Origin of the sequence: Achromobacter sp. Marseille-Q4962, assembly GCF_943737005.1 — a bacterium.
Lineage (GTDB): Bacteria > Pseudomonadota > Gammaproteobacteria > Burkholderiales > Burkholderiaceae_B > Achromobacter.
This window is the reverse complement of record NZ_CALSFU010000021.1, coordinates 34,643-47,857: the sequence shown is the minus strand read 5'-3', so window position 1 is coordinate 47,857 and position 13,215 is coordinate 34,643. Positions and strand designations below refer to the sequence as shown.

Annotated in this window: 8 protein-coding genes; 5 read left to right on the top strand and 3 right to left on the bottom strand. The window is 70.4% G+C overall.

From position 1 onward, the window contains the following. Window positions 1-14: 14 nt before the first annotated feature. Genes NGJ44_RS17975 through NGJ44_RS17965 form a run of 3 tightly spaced genes read right to left on the bottom strand, consistent with a single transcriptional unit; the run spans window position 15 to window position 5,724 of the window. The gene (locus tag NGJ44_RS17975) at window positions 15-1,484 is read right to left on the bottom strand and encodes an efflux transporter outer membrane subunit (RefSeq protein WP_251864833.1); all 1,470 of its coding nucleotides are present in this window, start codon (window positions 1,482-1,484) and stop codon (window positions 15-17) included. Window positions 1,485-1,486: 2 nt separating this feature from the next. Next, the gene (locus tag NGJ44_RS17970) at window positions 1,487-4,663 is read right to left on the bottom strand and encodes an efflux RND transporter permease subunit (RefSeq protein WP_053246539.1); all 3,177 of its coding nucleotides are present in this window, start codon (window positions 4,661-4,663) and stop codon (window positions 1,487-1,489) included. Further along, on the bottom strand, window positions 4,660-5,724 hold the full coding sequence (locus NGJ44_RS17965) for an efflux RND transporter periplasmic adaptor subunit (protein WP_251864832.1): 1,065 nt from the start codon (window positions 5,722-5,724) through the stop codon (window positions 4,660-4,662). Before NGJ44_RS17965 ends, NGJ44_RS17970 begins: the two co-directional genes overlap by 4 nt. Before the next feature lie 277 nt (window positions 5,725-6,001). Here NGJ44_RS17965 and NGJ44_RS17960 point away from each other — a divergent pair, with 277 nt between their 5' ends. The 5 genes from NGJ44_RS17960 (at window position 6,002) to NGJ44_RS17940 (ending at window position 13,164) form a co-directional block, all read left to right on the top strand. Further along, a complete protein-coding gene (locus NGJ44_RS17960; RefSeq protein WP_251864830.1) occupies window positions 6,002-6,622 on the top strand; it encodes a TetR/AcrR family transcriptional regulator in 621 nt (206 codons plus the stop codon). Between the two features lie 129 nt (window positions 6,623-6,751). Next, window positions 6,752-7,867, top strand: a complete 1,116-nt coding sequence (locus tag NGJ44_RS17955; protein ID WP_251864827.1) for an efflux RND transporter periplasmic adaptor subunit — start codon at window positions 6,752-6,754, stop codon at window positions 7,865-7,867. A 13-nt stretch (window positions 7,868-7,880) separates the two neighbouring features. Further along, a complete protein-coding gene (locus NGJ44_RS17950) occupies window positions 7,881-10,982 on the top strand; it encodes a MexW/MexI family multidrug efflux RND transporter permease subunit (protein WP_251864825.1) in 3,102 nt (1,033 codons plus the stop codon). A gap of 9 nt (window positions 10,983-10,991) precedes the next feature. Beyond that, the gene (locus tag NGJ44_RS17945; RefSeq protein WP_251864822.1) at window positions 10,992-12,413 is read left to right on the top strand and encodes an efflux transporter outer membrane subunit; all 1,422 of its coding nucleotides are present in this window, start codon (window positions 10,992-10,994) and stop codon (window positions 12,411-12,413) included. 76 nt (window positions 12,414-12,489) lie between these two features. After that, window positions 12,490-13,164, top strand: a complete 675-nt coding sequence (locus NGJ44_RS17940; protein WP_251864820.1) for a helix-turn-helix transcriptional regulator — start codon at window positions 12,490-12,492, stop codon at window positions 13,162-13,164. Window positions 13,165-13,215 lie beyond the last annotated feature (51 nt).

Below are 13,215 nucleotides of genomic sequence, written 5' to 3'. Positions count from 1 at the left end.
CCGCGCCGGCCGGTTCAGCGCCGCTGGCCGGCGGCGAGCGGCGCGAGCGGGGCCACCGGCGAGCCCATGGCCTGGAACAGGGCGGCGGTGTCGGCGAGCCGGGCTTCCGCATACTGCACTTCCCGCAGGCGCGCCTGGACATAATGCTGCTCGCTGGCATGCGCCGTATAAGGCGCGAGCGCGCCCAGGCGCACGCGGGCCGCCGTGTTCTCGTACGAGCGCTGCGCCGCCTTGCGCGATGCCTCGGCCGCGGCCAGCGCGGCTCCGTCGGCCTCCAGCGCGGCCAGGCTGTCGGCCACGCTGCGCAAGGCCGTGAGCACGGTCTGCCGGTATTGCTCGGCCGCCGCCTCGTAGAGATCCCGGGCGGCGCGCCGCTGGGCGAGCAGGGCGCCGCCATGAAAGAGCGGCTGCGTGATCGACGCGCCCAGGCTCCAGATCGAGCCCGCGCCCGACAGGGCCTGGGGCCAGTCGAACCCGCCTTTGCCCATGGACGCCGACAGCGACAGGCTGGGAAAGAGCTGCGCGGTGGCCAGGCCCACGTCGGCGGCGGCGGCTTCCAGCACGGCCTGCGCCCCCAGCACGTCCGGCCGCGAGGCCAGCAGGTCGGACGGCACGGCGACGGGCACGCTGGCCGGCGCGCGCAGCGTGCTGAAGGCCAGGTCGGGCGGCGCCAGGTCGGGGCGGCGTCCCATGAGCACGGCCAGCGCGTGGCGGGACGCCTGCCATTGCGCGCGCAGGCCGGGCAGGGCGGCTTCCAGCGCCGCCGCGTCCTGGTCGGCATCCAGCGCCTCGGTTTGCGAGGCCGACCCGAATTCGTAGCGGCGTTGCGCGTCGCGGGCCACCAGGCGCGCCAGCGCCGCCTGTTTTTCGGTCAGCGCGACGCGCTCGGCCAGCGCGGCCGACCGGATGGCGCCCGTGACGATATTGGCCGCCAGCGCGCGCCGCGCCGCTTCGAGCTGGAAGGCCTGCTGGTCCACGCGCGCGGCCTGGCCCGCGTTGGCATAGCGCGCGGCGCCGAACAGGTCGAGCGTGTAGCGGGCCTGGATGCGGCCGGTGTAGATGTTGTAGAGCGCGGTAGGCTCGGGCAGGATGGGCATGCCCAGCGCGCGCTGGCGCGAAACTTCGCCGCCCGCGTCCACCGAGGGAAGCAGCGAGGCGCCGATCTGGCCGCGCAGCTGTTCGCGGGCGGCGTCCAGGCTGTGCCGCGCCGAAGCCAGGTCGGGGCTGTTGGCCAGCCCTTCCTCGACCATGGCGTCGAGCGCGGGCGAGCCATAACGTTTCCACCATTCGGGCACGGGCCGCGCGCCCTGTTCGAAGCGCTGCGCCACGCCTTGCGCGGCGGCGGCCGAGGCAGGGGCCGGCTCTGCGCCGTACTGGCCGGAAAGCGCCATGGCGGGCGGCTTGCCGTCCGGGGCGAAGGCGCAGGCGGCCAGCGCCAGCAGCAGCGCGGGCAGGGCGGGGCGTATGTGGCGGAATGCGGACATGCTCAGGTTCCTCGCTCCACGGTATCGGCGGCGCGCGCGCCCGGCGGCTCGCCTTCGGGCTCGTCGCGCTCCTCGTGCCGCACGCGGAACCATGCGGCGTAGAGCGCCGGCAGGAAAAACAGCGTCAGCACCGTGGCGCTGGTGATGCCGCCCATGAGTGCGGTGGCCATGGGGCCGAAGAAATTGCTGCGCAGCAGCGGGATCAGCGCCAGCACGGCCGCCGCCGCCGTCAGCGTAATGGGCCGGAAGCGCCGCACGGTGGCGCCGACGATGGCGTCCACGCGCTTGTGCCCGGCCTGGATGTCCTGCTCGATCTGGTCCACCAGAATGACCGAGTTGCGCATGATGATGCCGAACATGGCGATTACGCCCAGCATGGCCACGAAACCGAAGGGCTTGCCGAACAGCAGCAGCGCCGCCACCACTCCGATCAGGCCGAGCGGGGCCGTCAGCACCACCATGAGCACGCGGGCGAAGCTCTGGAGCTGGATCATCAGCAGCGTGAGCACGGCGACGATCATGACGGGCATCTGGGCGTTGATGGAAGACTGCCCCTTGGCGCTTTCCTCCACCGATCCGCCCACCTCGATGCGGTAGCCCACCGGCAGCGAGCCGCGCAGGTCTTGCAGGCGGGCGTCGATGGCCTCGGTGACGTCGATGCCTTCGGCGCCGGGCCTGACGTCGGCCTGCACCGTAATGGTGGGCTGGCGGTCGCGTTCCCAGATCACGGCGTATTCCAGGCCGTAGCGCACGTGGCCCAGGCTGCCCAGCGGCACGGGGCCGTTGGGCGTGGGCATGGACAGGGTTTCGAGCCGGGCGGGGTCCACGCGCTCGCCGAGCGGGGCCCGCAGCTCCACGTTGATGAGCTTGTCGCGCTCGCGGTACTGGGTGACGGCATAGCCCGACAGCGTCATCGCCAGGAAGCTGGAAATGTCGGCGGTGCTCACGCCCAGGTCGCGGGCCTTTTTCTGGTCGATCTCGAAATGGGCGCTGCGCTGCGAGGGCTCGTCCCAGTCGAACTGCACGTTGGTGGCGCGGCCGTCGGCGCGGATCAGGCCCGCCACTTTCCCGGCCACCTCGCGCACCGTGCCGATTTCGCCGCCGCTGACGCGGAACTGCACCGGAAAGCCCACGGGCGGGCCGTTCTCGAGCCGCGACAGGCGGCTGCGGATGGCGGAGTATTGGTCGCGCAGCACCGGCCCCAGCCACTGCGCAAGATGCTCGCGGTCTTCTACCGACCTGGCGGTGATGACGAGCTGGGCGAAGTTGGGCGTGGGCAGTTGCTGATCCAGCGGCAGGTAGAAGCGCGGCGCGCCCGTGCCCACGAAACTCACGAGATGGCGGATCTCGGGGCGGCCGGACAGCGTCCGCTCCAGCCGTTCCACCTGGCGCAGCGTGGCCTCGAACGATGCGCCTTCCTGCAGGCGCACGTCCAGCAGCAGCTCGGGCCGGTCGGAATTCGGAAAGAACTGCTGGGGCACCAGCCGGAACGCCGCCATGGCGGCGGCAAAGAGCAGGACCGTGACGCCCAGCACCAGGTAGCGGCGGTCCACGCAGGCCGCCACCCAGCCGCGCAAGCGGCGGTAGAAGCGCGTGTCGTAGATGTCGTGCTCGTGGTGGTCGGGCAGGTGCGTCTCGCGCTTGCGCTCGGGCAGGATGCGAAAACCCAGAAGCGGAATCAGCACCACTGCCGCGAACCACGAGGTAACCAGCGCGATGGCCGACACTTCGAAAATGGAGCGCGTGTATTCGCCCGTGCTGGACTTGGCCAGCGCGATGGGCAGAAAGCCCGCTACCGTGACCAGCGTGCCGGTCAGCATGGGGAAGGCGGTGCTGGTGTAGGCGAAGGCCGCGGCGCGGGCGCGGTTCCATCCCTGTTCCAGCTTCACCGCCATCATCTCCACCGCGATGATGGCGTCGTCCACCAGCAGGCCCAGCGCCAGCACCAGCGTGCCCAGCGAAACCTTGTGCAGCCCGATGCCGAAGAGGTCCATGAAGAGGGCCGTCACCGCCAGCACCACGGGTATGGAGATCACCACCACCATGCCGGTGCGCAGGCCGAGCGACACCAGGCTCACCAGCAGCACGATGGCCACCGCCTCGGCCACCGAACGCAGAAATTCGTCCACCGAATCCGACACGGCCTCGGGCATGCTGGACACTTCTTCCAGCGTCAGCCCGGCCGGCAGCCCGGCCTTGAGCCGGGCGAAGGTCTGCTTCAGCGCCTGGCCCAGCTTGACCACGTCCTGCCCCGGCTGCATGGTGATGCCGATGCCCAGCACGGGCTTGCCGGCCAGGCGCATCTGCTCGGCGGGCGGGTCCTGGTAGCCGCGGCGCAGCGTGGCGATGTCGCCCAGGCGTATCGAGCGCCCGTTCACGCGGATCAGCGTTTCCTGCAGGGCCCGCATGTCCTGGTACTGGCCGGACGGCCGCACGAAGACGCGGTCGTCCGCGGTGGTGAGCGTACCGGCGCTGGAAACCGCGTTCTGCCCGTTGACCGCTTCCGCGATCTGGGCGGGCGAAATGCCCAGCCGCGTGAGCTGCGTATTGGAGATCTCGAGGTAGATGCGCTCGGGCTGGTCGCCGAAATAGTCAACCTTGGCCACGCCGGGCACGCGCAGCAGAACGGTGCGCAGCCGGTCGGCGTAGTCGTGCAGCTGCGCCGGCGAAAAACCGTCGCCTTCCAGCGTATAGATGTTGGTATAGACGTCGCCGAACTCGTCGTTGAAGAACGGGCCCTGCACCCCCTGCGGCAGCGTGGCGGCGATATCGCCCGCTTTCTTGCGCACCTGGTACCACTCGTCGGCCACGCGGCCGGCGGGCGCCGAATCCTTCATGGTGAAGAAGATCAGCGACTCGCCGGGGCGCGAATAACTGCGCAGGAAATCGGTGTCGGGGGTTTCCTGCAGCTTGCGGGCGAGGCGGTCTGTCACCTGCTCCTGCACCTGGCGCGCGGTGGCGCCCGGCCACAGCGTCTTGATGACCATGACGCGGAAGGTGAAGGGCGGGTCTTCCGACTGCGCCAGCCGCGAGTACGACAGCACGCCGAACAGCGTGACCAGCGTGATGAGGAAAACGACCAGCGGCTGGTGCCGCAGCGCCCAGGCCGACAGGTTGAAGCGGCCTTCGGCGTGCGCGCTTTCGGCGTGGCCGCCCTCGGGGGGGAGGGCGGCGCTCATGACGCGAAGTCCTCGGGGTGCAGCGGCGGCACGGGCCGGACTTTTTCGCCCGCGCTCACGGCATGCACGCCCTGCCACACCACGCGCTCGCCGTCTTTCAGGCCTTGCGAGAGGGTGACGGTGCGGGCGTCGTAGCGCAGCACCCGCACCGGGCGCAGTTCCAGCGTGTCGTCGCCCGGCTTGACCACCCATACCGCCGGCGCGTCGCCCTGGTGGAACAGCGCGGTGGCCGGCAGCGTGAAGGTGGGCTGCGCGGAACCGGCGGTGTTCTCGAAGCTGATGTTGGCCGTCATGCCCAGCCGCAGCGCGGGGTCGGGATTCTCCAGCGTGAGCTTGACGCGGTAGGTCCGGCTCTGCGGATCGGCTGCCGGCGCGATTTCGCGCAGCGTGGCGTTGAAGCTGCGGTCCGGCAGCGGGGCCAGCGTCACCGTGGCGCGCTGGCCGGGCGCGAGGTGCGCCAGGATGTTCTCGGGTACGTCGCACAGCGCGTCGACGGCGCCCGACCAGGCCAGCGTGTACACGGGCTGTCCTGCCGACACGTTCTGGCCCGTGTCGGCCTGTTCCGCGGTGATGACGCCGGCATGGTCGGCGCGCAGCGTGGTGTAGCCGAGCTGGTCGGCCGCCAGCGCGGCCTGCTGGGCCGCCTGGTCGCGCTGCGCCAGCGCCGACGCATAGGCGTTGCGGGTCTGTTCGAGCTGGGTTGCCGGAATCAGGTTCTCGCGCGCCTGCGCGCGGTCGCGATTGAGTTGCCGGGTGGCGTATTCGAGCTGGTGGCGCGCGGCCGACAGTTGCGCTTGCGCGCTGGCGGCATTCTTGGCGGCATCGGCGGGGTCCAGGCGCGCCACGATTTGGCCCGCCTGCACCGTGTCGCCCAGCCGCGCCAGCCGCTCCACGATCTTGCCGCCCACGCGGAAAGACAGCGGCGTGCTGTAGCGGGCCTGCACTTCGCCGGGCAGGGTCCAGGCCGGCAGGCGCTCGTCCGCCCGGGCGGGCATGGCGACCACCGGCCGCGGCGCCGGCGGGGCGGCGGGCTCGCGTCCGCAGGCCGCAAGCAGCAGCATGAGCGCGGCGCCGGCCGCCAGGCGCGCGGCCCGGGACCGGCGGCCGGCGCCGGGAAGCGGAGCTGCGGCCGGGTGGACGGCCGGGGAATGCGCCAGATGGGGCGCGCGGGGGCCAGAACGGAACACGGAATACCTCGCGGCGCCGGAAAGGCGTCCAGATCGGAACGGAAAGGCGGCGCGGGCCGCCGCCAGGTCGATACGAGGCTGAATTCTAATTCGCTATCGTATTCAAATACAAGAATGAATCTGAAATGCCCGCCGGTGCTAGAATCCGCGCATGTCCAAAGTCCGCCTCACCCGCGAGCAGAGCCGAGACCAGACGCGCCAGCGGCTGCTCGATGCCGCGCAATCGATATTCCTGGCCAAGGGGTTCGCCGCGGCTAGCGTCGAGGACATTGCCGAATCGGCCGGCTACACGCGCGGCGCGTTCTATTCCAATTTCACCAGCAAGTCCGAGCTGTTCCTGCAATTGCTGCGCCGCGACCACGAACAGGTCATGGCCGAGATGCAGGCCATCTTTGAGGAAGGCGCTACGCGCGCGCAGATGGAAGCCCGGGTGCTGGACTATTACGGCACGATCTACCGCGAAAACCGCTGCTTCCTGCTCTGGATGGAAGGCAAGCTGCAGGCCATGCGCGATCCCGATTTCCGGGCGGGCTACCTGGCCTGTCTGCGGGAACTGCGCGAAGCCACCACCGCGTACATCCGCCAGTTTTCCGAGCGCGTGGGCACGCCGCTGCCGCTGCCCGCCGAAGAGCTGGCCGTGGGCCTGCTGGCGCTGTCGGACGGCATGCAGTTCAACTATTCGTTCGATCCGCAGGAAGTCACGGCCGAGCTTACCGAGTCGGTGCTGCGCGGCTTTTTCCGCCGCATCGTTTTCGGCGACCCGCAATCCTGAACGCGCCGTGCGCCGCGGCAGGCGCGGCCTCTCCGTAAATCCCTCCATGTCGTGTGTCTATCTTTGACACCCCCGGGCTTTTCATTAATTATCAAAGCAATTTCTTTGATAATTACGAGAGGCGATGTCATGAACGGGAAGCGGAGGGCGCTGGCCCTGGCGGCGGTGGCGGCGGCAGGCGCCGCCTGCGTTTACGGATACACGCGGGCCGGGGCGCAGGACGCGGAGCCGGGGTGGTCCATGCCGCCGGTCAAGGTGGCCGTGGCGGCGGCGCGGCAGGCCGTGCTGCCGAACGAAATTCCCGGCATCGGCAGCCTGCAGGCCACGCGTCAGGTGATGGTGCCGGCGGAAGCGGAGGGGCGCGTGGCGCGCATTCTTTTCGAGGCCGGGCAGCAGGTCCGGGCCGGCCAGCTTCTGGTCCAGCTCAACGATGCGCCCGAGCAGGGCGAGCTGGCCCGGCTCCAGGCGCAAGCGCGCAATGCGCGCGCGGTGCTGGAGCGCACGCGCCGGCTGCTGCCGCAGCAGGCCGCCACGCGCGAGCAGTTCGACCAGGCGCGGGCCGACCACCAGCAGATCGAAGCCGAGATCCGGCGCGTGCAGGCGCTCATCGAACAGAAGCGGGTGCGGGCGCCGTTCGACGGCCGGCTCGGCGTGCGCCAGGTCGAGCTGGGCCAGTTCCTGCGCGCGGGCGATCCGCTGGTTTCGCTGACGGACACGGCCTTCATGTACGCCAACCTCACGCTTCCGGAACGCGCGCTTTCGCAGGTGCGCCCGGGCATGCCGGTATCCATCGCCGTAGATGCCCATGGCGGGCGGCGTTTCGCGGGCCGCCTTACCACCATCGAGCCCGTGGTGGATGCCGGCACGCGCACGCTGCGTGTGCAGGCCACGCTGCCCAACCCGGACGGCGCGCTGGCGCCGGGCATGTACGCGCAGGGCAAAGTCACGCTGCCGGAGCGCAGGCAGGCCATCGTGGTGCCCGAAACCGCGGTGAGCTACAGCGCCTACGGCGATTCGGTGTACGTGGTGGTTCCGGCCGACAAGGACGGCGCGCCCGCCACGGTGCGCCAGGCGTTCGTGAAGACCGGCGAGCGGGTCGACGGGCGCGTCGTGCTCGCCGAGGGCGTCGAGCCGGGCGAGCGCGTGGTGACCTCCGGCCAGATCAAGCTGCACAACGGCGCGGCGGTGGAAATCCTCGCCTCCGACACGCTGGCCCGGGCCGCCGGCGGCCCGGCCGTTCATTGAGGCGGGGGCGAAATTGCGATTCACCGATATTTTCGTGCGCCGCCCCGTGCTGGCGCTGGTGGTCAGCACGCTGATCCTGCTGATGGGGCTGCGCGCGCTGACCGGCCTGCCGGTGCGGCAGTACCCCCTGACCGAGAACACCACCATCAGCATCGCCACCGAGTATCCCGGCGCCTCGCCGGACCTGATGCAGGGCTTCGTCACCCAGCCCATTGCGCAGTCCGTGGCCACGGTGGAGGGCATCGACTACCTGTCGTCCTCGTCCACCCAGGGGCGCAGCGTGATCAACGTGCGCATGAAGCTGAACGCGGACTCGAACAAGGCCATGACTGAAGTCATGGCCAGGATTAACGAGGTCAAGTACCGGCTGCCGCCCGAAGCCTACGACCCCGTCATCAAGAAATCGTCGGGCGAGGCCACGGCCGTGGCCTACGTGGGATTCTCCAGTTCCACGCTGGGCGCGCCCGCGCTGACCGACTACTTATCCCGCGTGGTGCAGCCGCGGCTCTCGTCTATCGACGGCGTGGCCAGCGTGGACCTCTATGGCGGCCAGAAGCTCGCCATGCGCGTATGGGTGGATGCCGATCGCATGGCCGCGCGCGGCGTGTCGGCCGGCGAGCTGGCGCAGGCGCTGCGCGACAACAACGTGCAGGCCGCGCCCGGCCAGGTCAAGGGGCTGTACGTGGCCGCCAACATCCAGGTGAATACCGATCTGGCGAGCGTGGCGGAATTCCGCGACATGGTGATCAAGCGCGAGGGCGCCACGATCGTGCGGCTGGGCGACGTGGCCACGGTGGAACTGGGCGCGGCGAGCCGCGACGCCAGCGCGCTCATGGACGGCGAGCCGGCGGTGTACTTCGGGCTGAATGCCACGCCGGTCGGCAACCCGCTGGTCATCGTGGAGCAATTGCGGCGCCTGCTGCCGGACATCGAGCGCAACCTGCCTCCGGGCGTCTCGGTGCAGGTGCCGTTCGAGCTGGCGCGCTTCATCAGCGCTTCCATCGACGAGGTGCGGCACACGCTGCTGGAGGCCATTGTCATCGTGGTGGCCGTGATCTTCCTTTGCCTGGGATCGCTGCGCGCGGTGCTGGTGCCGGTGGTCACGATTCCGCTCTCCATGCTGGGCGCCGCGGCCATCATGGCGCTGTTCGGCTTCAGCCTGAATCTGCTCACGCTGCTGGCCATGGTGCTGGCGATCGGACTGGTGGTGGACGACGCCATCGTAGTGGTGGAGAACGTGCACCGGCACATCGAGGAAGGGCAGTCGCCTGTGCGCGCGGCGCTGGTGGGCGCGCGCGAGGTGGCGGGGCCGGTCATCGCCATGACCATCACGCTGGCGGCGGTGTATGCGCCCATCGGCCTCATGGGTGGGCTGACCGGCTCGCTTTTCAAGGAATTCGCTTTCACGCTGGCCGGCGCGGTGGCGGTGTCGGGCGTCATCGCGCTCACCCTGTCCCCCGTGATGAGTTCCTTCCTGCTGCACAGCAAGGTTTCCGAAGGGTGGATGGCGCGCCGCGCCGAGCAGTTCTTCGGCTGGCTGGGGCGGGCATACGGGCGGCTGCTCGACCTCTCCCTGCATCACCGCTGGTTCACCGGCCTGCTGGCCGTGGCCGTGCTGGCCAGCCTGCCGTTCCTGTACAACGCGGCGCAGCGCGAGCTGGCGCCCGTGGAAGACCAGTCCATGGTGCTGACCGCCATCAAGTCGCCGCAGCAGGCCAACATCGATTACGTGGAGCGCTTCGGCAAGAAGTGGGACGACGTCATGAAAACGCTGCCCGAGCAGCGCGGACGCTGGCTCATCAACGGTTCCGACGGCGTGTCCAACAGCATCGGCGGCGTGGACCTGGAGGGCTGGACCCGCCGCCAGCGTTCCGCCGACGCGCTGCAAGGCGAGATCCAGGCCATGGCCAACGACATCGAGGGCAGTAACGTCTTCGCTTTCCAGCTTCCTGCGCTGCCCGGCTCCACCGGCGGCCTGCCGGTGCAGATGGTCATCATGAGCGCGGCCGACTATCCGGTGGTGTTCGAGGCCATGGAAGCGCTCAAGCGCGCCGCGCGCGCGAGCGGGCTGTTCATGGCGGTGGACAGCGACCTGGACTACAACAACCCCGTCGCGCGGATCCGCGTGGACCGCAGCAAGGCCAACAGCCTGGGCGTGACCATGAAAGACGTGGGCGACACCCTGGCGGTGCTGGTCGGCGAAAACTACGTCAACCGCTTCGGCATGGACGGCCGCTCCTACGACGTGATTCCCCAGAGCCCGCGCGGCCAGCGGCTCACCCCCGAGGCGCTCGCGCGCTACTACGTGAAGAGCGCCACCGGCGGGATGGTGCCGCTGTCCAACCTCGTCACGGTGACCATGGGGGTGGAGCCCAACAAGCTCACGCAGTTCGACCAGCGCAACGCCGCCACCTTCCAGGCTATTCCCATGCCGGGCGTGACCATGGGCGATGCGGTGCGGTTCCTGTCGAAACAGGCGCAGTCGCTGCCGGCGGGCTTCAGCTACGACTGGCAATCCGATGCGCGCCAGTACACCGAGGAAGGCTCGGCGCTGATGACCACCTTCGTTTTCGCCATTATCGTGATCTACCTGGTGCTGGCGGCGCAGTATGAAAGCCTGCGCGATCCGTTCATCATCCTGGTCAGCGTGCCCATGTCGATCTGCGGCGCCCTGATCCCGCTGGCGCTGGGGGCGGCCACCATCAACATTTACACCCAGATCGGGCTGGTGACGCTCATCGGGCTCATCAGCAAGCACGGCATCCTGATGGTGGAGTTCGCCAACGAAATGCAGCTGAGCCATGGGCTGGACCGGCGCGCGGCCATGGAACAGGCCGCGCGCATCCGGTTGCGTCCCATTCTCATGACCACCGCCGCCATGGTGGTGGGCCTGGTGCCGCTGCTGTTCGCCACCGGCGCGGGGGCGCACAGCCGCTACAGCCTGGGGCTGGTCATCGTGGTGGGCATGCTGGTGGGCACCTTGTTCACGCTGTTCGTGCTGCCCACCGTGTACACGGTTTTCGCCCGCGACCACCGGGCCGCCGCCGAAACGCCGCGGGCGCGCGAACTGGCGCGCGCCCAGGCTCGGGATCGGCAAGACAGCCTGCCAGCCTGAGGAGTCATCATGCAGAACACATTGCCCAAGCTCGTCCGCCGCTGCGCCTGGCTGGCGGCGGCCGCCGCGCTGGCCGGCTGCGCCGTGGGGCCCGATTACCGCGCGCCGGCCGAGGCGCCGGTGCGGCTCGCCAGCCCGGAGCTGGCGCTGTTTTCGCACGAACGCGTGCAGCGCGAGTGGTGGAAGCAGTTGCAGGATCCCCAACTCGACCGGCTGATCGCGTTGGCGCTGGCGCGCAATCACGATATCCGGCTCGCGCAGGCGCGCCTGGCCGAATCGCGCGCGGCGCTGCACGAGAAAACGCTGGACCGCTGGCCCGCGATCACCGCCAGCGGCGGCTACGAGCGCAGCCTGTCGCAGTTGAATCCCGGCGCGGCGGGCGAACGCAACCTGGCGCGCAGCTATCGCGCGGGCTTCGACGCCGCATGGGAGCTCGACTTCTTCGGAAGACTGCGCCGCGCGGAAGAAGGCGCGCAAGCCGCCAGCGAGGCCAGTCGGGCCGATCTGGCCCAGGCCGCAGTGGTGGTGGCCGCCGAGGTGGCGCGCAATTACTTCGCGCTGCGCGGCGCCGAACAGCGCCTGCGCGTGGCCCGCGACAGTCTCGCCAGCCAGCGCGACACCCTGCGCGTGGTGCAGGCGCTGGCGGCCAGCGGCCGGGGCGACGCAGGCGATGTGGCCAGGGCGCGGGCCGAGCTCGCCACCGTCGAGGCCAGCCTGCCGGTGCACGAAACCGAGAGGCGCGTGGCGCTCTACCGTCTGGCCGTGCTGGCGGGCCTGCGCCCGGCCGAGCTGGGAGAACTGGAGCCGGGCGCGCCGCTGCCGCCCCTGAGCACGCGGCTGCCCATCGGCGATCCCTCCCGGCTGCTGGCGCGCCGGCCCGACCTGCGGGCCGCCGAACGGCAGATGGCGGCGGCCAATGCCGACGTGGGGGTGGCGACGGCGGAGCTGTACCCGCGCATCGACCTGGGCGGGTTCCTCGGCTTTGCCGCCCTGCGCGGCGCGGACTTCGGTTCCGCGGCCAGCCGGGCCTTCAGTGCCGGCGCCGCGGCCGGCTGGCCGGCGCTGCGCCTGCCCACGGCGCTGGCCCGGCAGCGTGCGGCGCAAGCGCGTTCCGAAGGCGCGGCGGCGCGTTACGAGCAGGCCGTGCTGCGCGCGGTGGAGGAGCTGGAGGCGGCGCTTACCCGCTACGGCCAGACCCAGCACCGGCTGCGCAGCCTGGCCGTAGCCGCCGCGCAGAGCGCCCGCGCCGCCGAACTGGCCCGGCTGCGCTACCAGGAAGGCTCGGCCCCCTATCTGGGCGTGCTGGACGCGCAGCGCACCCTGCTGCGGGCGCAGGACGCCGTGGCCGAGGCGGAAATGGCGTCCTACACCAGCCTGGCGGCGCTGTACAAGGCGCTGGGCGGCGGGTGGTCGCCCGAAGAGGGGGACTGACGCGGCGCGGGCCGGCCCCGCGGCGGGCGCCGTCCGTGGGAAGGCTTGGGGTAACATGCGGAACACCGAAATCGCCATGCCTGAAATTCCTACCCACCCCGCTCACTGGGAGCAGCCCCACCAGCCCGCCGACCGCGTGCTGATGGCGCTCAAGACGCGCGGCCCGCAGTCGGTCGCCGCCATTGCCCGCGTCCTGGACGTTACCGCCGAGGCCGTCCGCCAGCAGATGGCGCGCCTGCACGACGAAGGGCTGGTCGAGTCGGAATCGCACAGCGCCGGCCGAGGCCGCCCCACCCAGATCTGGCGGCTCACCGCCGCCGGCAACGCCCGCTTTCCCGATACGCACGCCGAGATGACGGTGCAGATGATCCAGGCCGTGCGCCAGGTGTTCGGCGAGGCGGGCATCGACAAGCTCATCAGCGCCCGCGAAGAGGCCATGCGGCGCAACTATCTGCAGGCCATGTCCCAGGCCCCCGACCTGGCGGGCCGGCTGCGGCGGCTGGCCGAGCTGCGCACGGCCGAAGGCTACATGGCGGAGCTGCGCGCCGAGGAGGGCGGGTTCCTCTTCATCGAGAACCACTGTCCGATCTGTTCGGCGGCCAAGGCCTGCATGGGCTTTTGCCGCAGCGAGCTGGAGCTGTTCCGCGACGTGCTGGGCCAGGATGCGCAGGTCGACCGCGAAGAGCACATGCTCGTCGGCGCGCGGCGCTGCGCCTACCGCGTCACGCCCCGCGCGCAGGCGGCGCGCTAGGGTTTTCCCCAGGAAAGCGGCGCCCCGGCCGCGCGCGGCGCGGTTTTCTAC

Coding starts and splice junctions, on each gene's coding strand:
- NGJ44_RS17975 (WP_251864833.1), bottom strand. CDS start 1,484: ATGTCCGCATTCCGCCACATACGCCCCGCCCTGCCCGCGCTGCTGCTG.
- NGJ44_RS17970 (WP_053246539.1), bottom strand. CDS start 4,663: ATGAGCGCCGCCCTCCCCCCCGAGGGCGGCCACGCCGAAAGCGCGCAC.
- NGJ44_RS17965 (WP_251864832.1), bottom strand. CDS start 5,724: ATGCTGCTGCTTGCGGCCTGCGGACGCGAGCCCGCCGCCCCGCCGGCG.
- NGJ44_RS17960 (WP_251864830.1), top strand. CDS start 6,002: ATGTCCAAAGTCCGCCTCACCCGCGAGCAGAGCCGAGACCAGACGCGC.
- NGJ44_RS17955 (WP_251864827.1), top strand. CDS start 6,752: ATGAACGGGAAGCGGAGGGCGCTGGCCCTGGCGGCGGTGGCGGCGGCA.
- NGJ44_RS17945 (WP_251864822.1), top strand. CDS start 10,992: ATGCAGAACACATTGCCCAAGCTCGTCCGCCGCTGCGCCTGGCTGGCG.
- NGJ44_RS17940 (WP_251864820.1), top strand. CDS start 12,490: ATGCCTGAAATTCCTACCCACCCCGCTCACTGGGAGCAGCCCCACCAG.